General features: G+C 39.4%; 11 protein-coding genes. 9 read left to right on the forward strand and 2 right to left on the reverse strand.

All coding sequences use genetic code 11. The annotated features are described in order from the left end of the window. Positions 1-27: 27 nt before the first annotated feature. The 9 genes from Q2T41_RS13730 to Q2T41_RS13770 all read left to right on the forward strand — a co-directional run bounded on the left by Q2T41_RS13730 (position 28) and on the right by Q2T41_RS13770 (position 9,975). Complete coding sequence (locus tag Q2T41_RS13730; RefSeq protein WP_304436532.1) at positions 28-921, forward strand: SDR family oxidoreductase; 894 nt, start codon at positions 28-30, stop codon at positions 919-921. Positions 922-952: 31 nt separating this feature from the next. Further along, positions 953-1,582 carry a DUF2911 domain-containing protein gene (locus Q2T41_RS13735; RefSeq protein ID WP_304436533.1) on the forward strand — a complete coding sequence of 210 codons (630 nt, stop codon included), beginning with the start codon at positions 953-955 and terminating at the stop codon, positions 1,580-1,582. A 101-nt stretch (positions 1,583-1,683) separates the two neighbouring features. Beyond that, positions 1,684-2,880 carry a DUF3500 domain-containing protein gene (locus tag Q2T41_RS13740; protein ID WP_304436534.1) on the forward strand — a complete coding sequence of 399 codons (1,197 nt, stop codon included), beginning with the start codon at positions 1,684-1,686 and terminating at the stop codon, positions 2,878-2,880. Positions 2,881-3,285: 405 nt separating this feature from the next. Beyond that, positions 3,286-3,429, forward strand: a complete 144-nt coding sequence (locus tag Q2T41_RS13745) for a hypothetical protein (RefSeq protein WP_304436535.1) — start codon at positions 3,286-3,288, stop codon at positions 3,427-3,429. 133 nt (positions 3,430-3,562) lie between these two features. Continuing rightward, the gene (locus tag Q2T41_RS13750) at positions 3,563-4,252 is read left to right on the forward strand and encodes a dioxygenase family protein (protein WP_304436536.1); all 690 of its coding nucleotides are present in this window, start codon (positions 3,563-3,565) and stop codon (positions 4,250-4,252) included. Positions 4,253-4,794: 542 nt separating this feature from the next. Then, complete coding sequence (locus Q2T41_RS13755; protein ID WP_304436537.1) at positions 4,795-5,259, forward strand: (2Fe-2S)-binding protein; 465 nt, start codon at positions 4,795-4,797, stop codon at positions 5,257-5,259. Positions 5,260-5,306: 47 nt separating this feature from the next. After that, positions 5,307-7,541, forward strand: a complete 2,235-nt coding sequence (locus Q2T41_RS13760) for a xanthine dehydrogenase family protein molybdopterin-binding subunit (protein ID WP_304436538.1) — start codon at positions 5,307-5,309, stop codon at positions 7,539-7,541. 55 nt (positions 7,542-7,596) lie between these two features. Further along, a complete protein-coding gene (locus Q2T41_RS13765; protein WP_304436539.1) occupies positions 7,597-7,806 on the forward strand; it encodes a hypothetical protein in 210 nt (69 codons plus the stop codon). Positions 7,807-7,818: 12 nt separating this feature from the next. After that, positions 7,819-9,975: a pyrroloquinoline quinone-dependent dehydrogenase gene (locus tag Q2T41_RS13770; RefSeq protein ID WP_304436540.1), complete on the forward strand. Its 2,157-nt coding sequence runs from the start codon at positions 7,819-7,821 to the stop codon at positions 9,973-9,975. Between the two features lie 34 nt (positions 9,976-10,009). On the opposite strand, the gene Q2T41_RS13775 is transcribed toward Q2T41_RS13770, so the two are convergent. Together Q2T41_RS13775 and Q2T41_RS13780 are read right to left on the reverse strand one after the other, a co-directional pair. Further along, on the reverse strand, positions 10,010-10,720 hold the full coding sequence (locus Q2T41_RS13775; RefSeq protein ID WP_304436541.1) for a LytR/AlgR family response regulator transcription factor: 711 nt from the start codon (positions 10,718-10,720) through the stop codon (positions 10,010-10,012). A gap of 2 nt (positions 10,721-10,722) precedes the next feature. Continuing rightward, positions 10,723-11,760 (reverse strand): sensor histidine kinase, encoded by a 1,038-nt coding sequence (locus tag Q2T41_RS13780; protein ID WP_304437450.1) that lies wholly within the window; start codon positions 11,758-11,760, stop codon positions 10,723-10,725. Positions 11,761-12,538 lie beyond the last annotated feature (778 nt).

The following is a 12,538-nucleotide window of genomic DNA, read 5'->3' on the forward strand; positions in this document are numbered from 1 at the left end:
GTAACACTCTGTAATAAACTATTAAGGATGGGATGGATTAAAAAAACAATGATAACTGGAGCCACAGGTGGTTTAGGCAGTAGCGTATTGAAATCCTTGCTTGAAACAACCGATGCAAGCAACATAGGGGTTTTGATACGGCAGGATAAAAGCGATAGCATTAAGAACTATCAAAGTAAGGGTCTCGATGTTCGAATCGGTGATTATGAAGACTTAGATAGTCTAAACAACGCCTTTCGCGATATCAAGGTGCTCTACTTTGTGTCGGGCAGTGACATTGCCAATCGAATGGCACAGCACAAAAATGTAGTTGAAGCGGCCAAGAAAGCAGGAATAGAACATATCGTATATACCAGTACGGTAAGAAAGGACGAACGTAATAGCGCTCCCTTACACGTGGTCGTTGATGCACATCGGCAGACAGAAAATTGGATCAAGGGTTCTGGCATTGATTATACGATATTACGACATAATCTCTATGCCGAGGTAATTCCTATGTTCATTGGGGATAAAAATCAATTGCTGCAAACCAAATCAGTCTATTTGCCTTGTGGAAACGGACAGGTCGCATTTGCACCAAGAAAGGATCTGGCCCAAGCGGCAGCGATAATACTATCGGATCCAAAATCCTATACGAATCGCACACTGGAGTTAAATGGTAGTGAAAAAATCGGTTTTTCGGATGTCGCTAAAATGCTTTCCGAGATAACCCAAGAGCCCATTCAGTATATATCGCCCGGTATAGCTGAATTCAATGGTCAAATGAAAAAAGTGGGTGTTCCAGAACCTATCATTGGCATGTTAAGCATGTTCGGTGAAGCTATATCCAATGGCGAATTTGATCAACAAACAAACGACTTGGAAACTATTTTAGGAAGAAGGACGCAAAGTTTGAAGGACTTTTTAACCGAAGTTTATTGAAACCCGTACAATTTAATTTAAACCATAAAAAATGAAAAAACTACTCTTAATCACATGTGCGATCTTCTCAATGCAATTGGCCCAAGGTCGAATTATTGAGATACCCATTGACAATCAGTCAATGATTATTGATAACGATATATGCAAAATAGAAAAGTCCAAAATGTCCAATTTTTTAGACTTTTTTTGTGTCAAAAACCCTGCTTTTCAACAGGCAAAAAGTCCAAAAGATTCCGTTTCAGGAAAAATTGGTCAGGCAAGCGTTTCAATACATTATAGCAGTCCGAGCGTACGAGGCCGAAAAATTTGGGGCGAATTAGTGCCTTATGGAAAGGTATGGCGCGCAGGTGCCAATGAGGCCACCCTATTTAAAACGGATAAGGACCTCACTATTGACGGTAAAAAATTACCAGCAGGTTCCTATAGTCTGTATGCCATTCCCTCAGAAGGCGATTGGCAAGTTATTTTTAATTCGGAAATTGGGCAGTGGGGCATAAAGAGAGGTGGTGAAACTACGAGAAAAGTCGAAAATGATGTGCTCATCGCCAAAACAATGGCAAGAAAAACCCCCAACAATATAGAAAATCTTACCTATGAGATAACCAAAGATGGTTTTTTACTAAAATGGGAGAATCTCGAAGTTCCTATATCAGTTAAATAAAAAAGCCCACAAATAAAATTTTGATTCGTTTGTCTTTTACTCCGTTAGTTTGTTTCTGGGGAATTGACCATCAAAGATCGAAAAATAATGAGAACCCAAAAATGAAAATAACAATTTCTATTTTACCCGTTTCATTGCTCCTTATTGCATGCATGCAGTATAATACGGCAACTTGCCAAAGTAGATTGGAAGCTATCAAAGAACGATTTGCAAAAGCAGAGGAAGACAATCTGGATCAACATTATATTGGCGTCGTTACCGAGCAAGGAAAAGAAGAAGGTCTTTTCCCAATAAAGGCCACAGGCATAACCACCGAACCCATAAAAATAGCTGGGGAACGGTTTTTGAACTCGCTAACCAAAGAACAATTGGCAAAAACTCAATTTGAAATCCAAGATAAAGAGTGGCAAAAGTGGGCGAATATAGATAACGGCCTATACCGGAGACAGGGGGTCAGTATAAAGGAAATGACAAAAGCACAAAGGAAGTTGGCATTTCAGCTCATGCAAAAGGCACTCAGTGCAAAAGGACTGCAATTGACAAAGGACATCATGAAGACTGATCAGACATTGAGAGAGCTTAATGATGGCGACCCAAGATATGATGAAGAACTTTATTACTTCACGGTAATGGGCAAGCCATCAATGACCGACCCATGGGGGTGGCAAATTGACGGACACCATTTAGCCATAAATTATTTCATCCTAGGCGACCAAGTCGTAATGACTCCGGTTTTTATGGGAGGTGAACCTATTGTCACTACTACGGGCAAATATGCAGGAAACACCCTGTTTCAGGACGAACAGAATGTTGGGCTAAAATTTATGCAGTCCCTTTCGACAGATCAACAAAAACGTGCCTCATTATCCGAAGAAAAAAGACGAAACGATATACAGGCGGAAGCCTTCTCCGATAATAAAATTTTAGAGTATCAGGGCCTACGTGCAGCAGAAATGACAGAGGATCAAAAAGAACAGCTTTTGGATTTGATAAATCAATATATATCCAATATGGAAGAAGGTCATGCCAAAATTAAAATGGATGATGTGATGGCACACTTGGATAATACGTGGTTTGCCTGGGTCGGAAAGACCGATAAGGATGCAGTTTTCTATTATCGGATCCACAGTCCGGTTGTACTGATAGAATTTGATCATCAGGGGCCCGTTGGAATACAAGGCCAAGGTCGGGATGCAACAAGAAATCATATTCATACCATGGTCAGAACCCCGAACGGAAATGATTATGGCAAAGATCTGCTGCGTCAGCATTTAAAGGAAAGTCATAATCACGATTAAATATGGTTAATGCTAAAAATGAAGAGGATAAAATATTCATTTAAAAAATAGAAATCCAATAAACATTTAAAAATGAAAAAATCACTTTTTCACTACTAGTACTATTTCTATCGCATTCATGTTTTAAGAAAACAACAACGCAAGATGAAAGTCGCATTAAACAATTAATAGAAGATTATAAAGTCTCGATAAACAAGACCGACACGATTTTAGGTGCCAAAGTTTGGGCAGATGTACCAGAAGTTTCTTTCATACACCCAAGAGGCCACGAAAAAGGCTGGCAGGGCGTAAAAGATAATTTCTATGGAATGTTTAGGGAGAGTTTTAAAACAAGGGATTTAAAAAGTTCGGACGAAACTATCACTATTTATGACGATGTGGCTTGGGTAGAATTTTATTGGGTGTATGATGCTACGTTTTTCGGACGGAACAGCAATGCAGACCAGAGGAAGGGAAACGCAAATCCTAAAAAAAATAAATGATGAATGGAGAATCGTTCGCGTACATTATTCAGGAATGCCAAAGACTGGAGATAAAGAGAGGTTTTAAGGTCATTCCATAAAACCATTTTTTTAGAGCACCTCAGGTCGGATAGTTAAACCTTTTACCATTTTGCTCATCTTATTATTATATTTAAGACAACTTCGGAAACTTGGAGAGCGACTTTATCTAATTAATAAAAATGAAGCGAAAGGATTTTTTAACAAAGGTAATTATTGGTCTTGGTGGTATTGCAGGGCTGGCAACTATATTAGGTTCTCGTTCTAAAGATGATGGAGGTATGATTTCTGAAGATTGCGCCCTTTCACCCAAGGAAACTAAAGGTCCGTTTCCCAATAAAACACCTTCGGAATATGTTCGTGAAAACATTATTGGCGATAGAAAGGGAATCGCGCTTCGTATAAATTTGCGCATTTTGGACAAGAATAAAAATTGCAGACCCATGAGCAATGCCCTGGTGGATGTTTGGCATTGCGACAGCCATGGAAAGTATTCGGAATACGGGAATAATTGGTTACAATCGGAAGATTTGACCAAGGCCCATTTTCTTCGTGGTAGGCATACCAGCGATGCGGATGGTAAAGTATCCTTTATCAGCATTTTTCCTGGGTATTATCCGGGAAGGGCGCCACATATTCATTTGGAAGTTCTTAATGGCGAGAAAAAATCATTATTGGTAACGCAGATTGCCTTTCCTGAAGACATTTGCGATACAGTTTATTCGACAGAAAGTTATAAGGGGTCTAATTATGTTTCCAATGCACGAGACGGTATTTTCCGTGATAGCCTCGATGATAATATGGTCGATTCAATTACTGGAAACATAAAAGAGGGTTATACGCTTCTCAAAACTATAATGGTGAAGGCCTAAAGGAATCTAAACGGAACAGACTTGTAGAATCCTTCAGCGTTATTTGGACTTTTTGTGGCTGGAATCATGATGGACTATGCCATCAGTGGTATTGTGGTTCAGCAGTATGGGATCAAGTTATATTACAGGTCAAGCACCTAGTGTAAATGGAGGTATTCCTGCACAATAGGTAGTGTTGTTCAGTTAACTAGATTAAACGTGAAAAAATGGCACTAAAGATGTTCTTATTTTACGCCTAAAACTTAAAATAGACCTTTTTTTACAAACTCTACAGGCTCTAAAAAATGTTCGTTTTTTGGAGCTTTTTCTTTTTCTAACCTTAGTTCTATTAACCGACCATATTTAGAAACATGTTTTTTATAATATCCTTTAAATAATTGAAAAACATAGTATTCAGTACATTTATACCTTTCTAAAATTCTAACTTTTTCATCGCAAACTTTTCTTGATCCGTCGCATTTTTTCATTGAAATGGAGCATGTGGAGTATATTTAAGATTAGATAAATTCTTGATTTTTTATTTAAATGTAAATATTCTGATTATGGCTATATTCAACTTAAACATCAATGGTAAAAATCATGAGTTGGACATTGACCCATCTACCCCGATCCTTTGGGTACTAAGGGACCACTTGAACATGGTGGGCACAAAATATGGTTGTGGTATAGCACAATGTGGCGCCTGTACCATTCATCTTGGCGAAAATGCCGTTCGCTCATGTCAATTACCGGTGTCGGCCGTTGGTGAGCAAAAGATTACCACCATTGAAGGGTTGTCTGAAAATGGAGACCATCCAGTACAACAGGCTTGGCTCGAAGTGGATGTGCCGCAATGTGGCTATTGCCAAGCAGGGCAGATTATGAATGCATCCGCTTTCTTAAAACGGAATCCGACGCCTTCAGATACGGATATCGAAATGGCCATGAACGGGAATATTTGCCGCTGTGGTACCTATACACGAATTAAAAAGGCAATTAAGATAGCGTCCCAGAAGAAGAATTTATAATTTTCAATAGATTAGTTCTAAGTTCTGAATATAAAAGCAAGTAAACGATGAGTACTGTAAAAACTAAAATAGGAAGACGTTCTTTTTTAAAGAATTCCGCTTTGGCAGGAGGCGGTATGATGCTTAGCTTCAGTTGGTTGGCATCTTGTAAAATGACTCCCGAAGAAGTAAACAGTCTTCCTAAGGAATGGTTTAAGATCAACGGATATTTGAAAATCGGCGATAACGGCCAAGTAACCATTATGTCCCCAAATCCAGAAGGGGGTCAGAATGTTAAAACATCTATGCCCATGATAGTTGCCGAGGAGTTAGATGTTGATTGGGAGCGCGTTATAGTAGAACAGGCTCCCCTGGATACCGATTCCTTTTCCTTTCAGTTTTTGGGCGGTAGCCAGGCCATTAGGCGTGGTTGGACAGGGTTAAGAATGGCAGGGGCCTCTGCCAGACAAATGCTGAGAGCCGCTGCGGCAAGCGCATGGAATGTTCCGGTTGAGGAAATAACCACCAAATCCGGGGTGCTGTATCATTCCGGTAGTAATAAATCTGCTGCATACGAGGAAATGGCCTCCGCCGCTTCTACATTGGCCGTTCCAGAGGAAGTTGAACTAAAAGCTATTGAAGATTTTGGAATTATCGGGACTTCGAGAAAGAATGTTGACGGAAAAAAAATCGTTACGGGAAAGCCACTTTTCAGTATTGACACCTACGAAGAAGGCATGTTAACTTCCATGATTGTTCATCCCCCTGCATTTGGCATGAAGTTAAAGTCTTTTGATGACACGGTGGCGAGGGCAATGCCTGGAATACATGATATATTTACCCTTAAGGTTTTAGAGGATGAATATGAAAGACAACATTTTGATACCTGTACCTTTCTAGAGGTAATTGCGGTTGTTGGCAATACCACTTGGGAAGTATTAAATGCCAAAAAGGCACTACAAGTAGAATGGGAGCCATTTGAAACCTATACAGAGCAAAGACAACCCTTTCGAGGTCCAAAGCAGACACTCACTATTCCTGCAGGATTGGAAAATACCGAGGAACATAGGGCTAAGATGATGGAAATGCTTTCTGAAAAACCCCAAACCGTACGAAGGGATGGAAATCCGGAACAGGCATTCCAGAACGCGGAAAAAATTATAGAACGCACGTATACCGCACCATTCTTGGTTCATAATTGTATGGAACCGATGAACTTTTTTGCGAATGTCACGGATACCAAAGCGGATTTGAAAGGTCCGTTACAAAAGCCCGAGCTAACAGAACATGCAATTTCTGAAAGATTGGGCCTCCCGATCGAAAATATAGATATCCAAATGACCCGTTTGGGTGGTGGATATGGAAGAAGGTCCTATGCCCATTGGTTAATTGAAGTGGCCCTTATTTCACAAAAAATGAAAGCCCCTGTAAAACTGGTTTATAGTCGGGAAGATGATATGACCGGTGGCATCTATCGGTCCACTTATCAAGTAAAGTACAGAGCCGCCCTGAACAAGGAAAATGAATTGACGGCAGTACATGTTAATGCTGGCGGAATACCGGAGAGTCCATTATATGCCGATAGGTTTCCTGCGGGCGCTGTGGAAAACTATATCGCTGAAAGTTGGGAAGTTAATTCTAATATTACCATAGGTTCTTTTAGGGCTCCCCGTTCCAATTTTATGGCCAGTGCCGAGCAGTCCTTTTTGGATGAAGTTGCCGAAGAAGCTGGGAAGGACCCAATTGAGTTTAGGTTAGAACTTTTGGAAAAGGCCCGTACAAATCCGGTCGGGGAAAGAAACGATTATGACCCTGAAAGATATGCAGGAGTTTTAAGGATGGTAAGGGATAAATCTAACTGGGGAAAGGTTCCTGATGGAATGTCAAGAGGTGTCTCCGCCTATTTTTGTCATAATTCCTATGCCGCCCAAGTTTTGGATATGAAATGGGAAAATAACCAACCCATTATTGATAAAGTCACCTGTGCCATTGATTGTGGCATTGTTGTAAATCCTGATGCTGCCAAAAATTTATGTGAAGGGGGAATTGTAGATGGTATTGGTAATGCATTATATGGGGAGCAGACCTTTAGGGACGGAGTGCCAGGGAAAAGTAATTTTGATACCTACCGAATGATACGTATGAGTGAGGCTCCCAAGGAAATAGCGGTTCATTTTGTAGAAAGCGACATTGACCCTACTGGATTGGGAGAACCAACTTTCCCCCCAATTTTCGCTGCATTGGCGAATGCCATGTATAAGGCAACAGGGAAGCGCCACTATGACCAGCCGTATTTAAGTTAAATAATTAACAATTAATTACATTAATAAAATCAGGGATAAATCTATATACTAACTAATGAAAGTACTACGAACACTTATTCAATTTAGTGCAATAGCGTCATTCATTTTTGTACTACCCATACAAGCCCAAAAAAAGCCTATGGTTATTCAGGACCCTGAAGTTGGTATTAAAGTAAATACACATTTCCCTTTTTCGGACTTGAATAGTTTGGAAGTTGCAGACCTCATGTCTTCGTGGTTAAGTGAAAAAGGATTTGATAATTAAAATTACTGGAAAATGAAAATAGAAAATCGATCTGAAATTCTTAAAAGATGCCTTTTTAGTGCTATTGCTATGTTATTTGTCTTTAGTTGTAAAAAACAGGATTCCTTAAGTGTAAATACATGGACCACTTATAAAGCAGATGCCAAAGCATCTAGTTATTCTTCACTAAATCAAATAAACGTTGCCAATGTAAACCAATTAAAGAATGTGTGGACCTTTCATGCGAATGATGTAAAAGAAGGTGAAGAACCTGCTGCATCTAGCCAGGCGAATCCTATTATTGTAGATGGGGTCATGTATGCCAACTCGAGAAATCAAACGGTGTACGCCATCAATGCCAAGACCGGGGAACAGATTTGGGCACATAAATCATTGGGGGAAGGAGAACCGGTAGCCGCAAGTAGAGGGGTTACCTATTGGAGTGAAGGTGATGACAAAAGGATTCTCTATTCAGCGGGCAATTATTTATTGGCCATAAATGCCGAAACAGGAGAGCCGGTTGCATCATTTGGTGAAAACGGAAAAGTAAATTTGAACATCGGTGTTAGGGACAATCCAGAAGAAATTTCCGTGACCCTAACCACCCCGGGAAGTATCTTTAAAAATCTAATTATAATCGGATCAAGGTTACCCGACTTTTATGGTGCGCCTCCAGGATATGTTCGTGCCTATAATGTTAAAACCGGTGAGTTGGCTTGGACATTTCATACCATACCACACCCTGGAGAACCGGGTTATGAAACTTGGCCACCAGATGCATACAAGTTTGCCGGTGGTGTAAACTGTTGGGCAGGTATGAGCATTGACGAGGAAAGAGGAACGGTTTTTTTGGCCTTGGGCTCTCCATCTTACGATTTTTACGGAGCAGACCGGATTGGAGCTAATCTTTATGGCAATTGTGTTCTGGCCCTGGATGCTTCCACAGGAAATTATAAATGGCACTACCAAACCGTACATCATGATATATGGGATTATGATTTACCTTGCCCTCCAAATTTGGTAACATTCAACCATGATGGTAAAGAAATTGATGCGGTGGCACAAGCTACCAAACATGGTTTCATTTTTGTATTGGACAGGGAAACTGGCGAACCTATCTTTCCTGTAGAGGAGCGTAAAGTACCAGCTTCTAATTTACCCGGTGAAGTGGCTTATGAAACACAACCTTTTCCTTTGAAACCAGCTCCTTTTGCGCGGCAATCGATGACAGGGGATGACTTGAACCATTATTCCGATGCCGATTATGATTCCATTTTAAAAACATTTAGGTCGGTGCGCTACGAAGGTCTTTTTACACCACCAGACTTAAAAGGAAACATTTCCTTGCCCGCGACCAGGGGAGGAGCAAACTGGGGCGGTCTTGCCTTTGACCCCAATACCGATTACTTATACATTCGCGGCAATAATCTTCCTGAAATTCAAACCATAGTAGATGCCGACAAACATTTTGCTACCCTAAACAATACCCGATATGAATTGGGTAGGGTTACCTATGAAAAGCATTGTGTGGCTTGTCATGGTGCGGAGAAACAAGGTATGATGTCAGATGTTCCTTCATTGATAGGTTTAAAGGAAAGGATGCCTGAAAATGAAACCCTTCAAAAAATACAGCATGGTGGAGGGAAAATGCCCGGCTATAAAGGTGTGATTACGGCACAAGAAGAGAGAGGGCTATTGGCATTTTTATACGACATCCGTGATAACGCTACAGAGGAAACAAATTCAGAAAGTGAGGTTGAAAAACCTACCAGGTATATGAACATCACCCCTTATAGAACCTGGAGTGACCCCAGTGGAAACCCTGCCTTGAAAACGCCTTGGAATACCCTGAACGCATTAAATCTGAATACGGGAGAATACGAATGGCAAATACCCCTGGGAAATGATGAAAAGTTACAGGAAGAAGGCGGACCGGATACCGGTTTATTGGCACGTTCAGGTCCGATGGTAACTGCGGGAGGACTTGTTTTCATAAGTGGAGCGGCGGATAAAAAACTTTGGGCTATTGACAAGAAAACAGGAAAATTGGTTTGGGAAACCACTTTGCCAGCGGCAAACAATGCCAACGTTTGTTCCTATGCCATTGATGGCAAACAGTACATTGCACTATCAGTAGGGGGCACGGAAGAAAATCCTTCTGGTTCCATTATGGCTTTTGCACTGCAGTAACCAAGACCTTAAAAATGATGCTATTTTAAACAGTTTATTGGCCTTTGTTAAATATTTTTTCTACATACTCCTTATAAGAACCGCTTATTGGGAGTTCTTTTTTTCCAATGAACAGACTGTTTTTCCTGATGGAGGTAATACTTGGAATCGCAACGGAATAGGAACGATGTATCCTGATGAATTTTTCCTTGGGAAGTTCGTGTTCAAGTTCTTTGAACGTGGTACGTAAGACTTGTGGATGTGACGTATCCTTTAAAAAGAACTTGATATAATCCCCATAACCTTCCATCCAAAGAATATCCTCAAATTTAATCTTGATCTTACCATAACCCGAACCGATATAAAAATGTTCTAGGGTATTGATTTTAGCAAGGCTGGCCTTGGCCGCTGTGAGTTCCATCATATTTTTGGCACGACTACACGCCTTATGGAACCGTTCTAAAGTTACAGGCTTTACAAGGTAGTCCACTACCTCAAGGTCATAGCTTTCCAAGGCATATTGTTTGTAGGCAGTCACAAAGATCACCAAAGGTTTCTTATACAGATTGGCGATAAACTCCAATCCCGATTCCCCGGGCATTTGGATATCTATAAAGATAAGGTCAACCGGTTTTTTCGCAATGGTTTCCATGGCATCCTCCGCAATTTCAAATCTGCCGATCAGGTTCAAGAAAGAAACCTTGCTGATATTGTCTACAAGTAGGTCAAGGGCCCATGGTTCATCGTCAATGGCTATGCAGTTCATAATTATTCCAAAATCAATTTAAGCTTGGCCTCGTACAAAGGGGAGGTTTTGTTGAATTCCAATTGATACCTTTCTCCATATAAAAGTTCCAATCTCCTTCTGACATTGGAGAGCCCAATTCCCGAAACGGTATCCTTTGAGATATCGTTTTCCAAAAACTTGTTCCGTACCTCAAAGAATAACTCACTTTCGTTGGTTTTTAGGGAAATTTCGATAACGGGTTCCTTAATATTACCTGTGCCGTGTTTAAACGCATTTTCTACAAATGGTATCAATAGCATAGGCTCTATAAGATACCATTCCTGATCTAGGTTTGCTATAAAGGTTATTTTTACCCTTTTTCCAAACCTGGTCCTTTGCAAATCAATATAATCCTCTAAATAGTTCACCTCCGATTTTAGCGGTACTTTGGCATCATTTGTTTCGTAAAGCATATATTGTAGCAAGGACGATAGTTTTAAAACGGTTGGCTCTAACTCCTTGCTTTTAAAACGTATCTGTGAAACAACGGTATTCAACACATTGAATAAGAAATGTGGGCTTATCTGTGAACGCAGAAAGGAAAGTTCCGTCTCCAAGTTTTCATTTTTTAATTCCTGTGCTGTTCGTTCGCTTTTTAGTCGGTCCTGTAGGGTTTTAAAAGCGATGCTTGCGAAGACCGTAAAAAATAAGGGAGGAGAATTCACAACAAACGAATTATAAAAAATGTACTCAATGTCGGTAACTATTAAATGAAAGAAGATACCCCTAATGCCGATAACTACAAAAAACAGCACAATTTGTGCGCAGATAAAAAGTAGGATTCTTTTAGCGTAGAGTAGTTTCGGAATTAGGATTTCTGTATTGACATAGAACAATAGTATCCAGAATACCTTTGTAATTAAGTTTAAATAAGAAAATTGAATGTCATGAATAGTAATTTCTTGGACTTCTTCTGTTTGGCGAGTAAAAATTATGGGCAGAAGGAACAAAATAGCCCAACCTACAATATGCCACCCTATGTTGCGGTATTTAGGATTAATAGTATTTAAAAGTGTCACCAAGTTCAACGTTATCGGTTAATTATCACCAATCCATTTACAAAAGCACAAATGCAAATGGCAGTCTATGAAGTTAGGTCTTTGTGGGCAATTCACATAAAATTTGCGATGGATTCCAAATAGTACGAGATTAATACGTTATAGCAGTGACGTAATCTCATTTAGTTAAATAGGTTTAACATTTGTTTTATTAAACCAACCTATTTTGTGACAATACAATTAAACTATTTTTCAGATGACTAGCTTTTTGCCTTTTTAACTGCCTTCATTTTATTTATAATTTAGTTTTTAATTGTTGATAACTCAAAATTCTTCCATTTTTTACAATAATCAAATGGTATTATTTAAATCGTTTTAAAACCAAATAGAATCATCCAAATTTTATTTGGTTCGATTTGTATTGATTTAGCATAAGTAATTGTTTATCAATTTTTTGTGAATAATAATAAGTACAAGATTAAGGTTTAGCACCTTCCTTCAATTACCTTTTTCAAAAGAATTCTACAAAGGAAACAAAAGCGCTTTTGTTTATTTAATAATCTTAAAAAGAAACAAATGAACACTATTTTAATCTTTGAACGACTTGATCGTTTGGAAAGGCTATTTACTATTTCAAAGCCAAATTATGATTGCAGGCTTTGGTTAATTTTAAAAAGTACTCGAACCCTTTAATGAACCTTAAATTGACATCACAAACAGGAACATCGTCCTTCCGGTACTAGGTTTTTAAGAACTCTTTCAGATGCTTTTTAGTGTTGTGATATCTCTTCCAAATACC

Source organism: Maribacter confluentis (assembly GCF_030505015.1).
Taxonomy (GTDB): domain Bacteria; phylum Bacteroidota; class Bacteroidia; order Flavobacteriales; family Flavobacteriaceae; genus Maribacter; species Maribacter sedimenticola.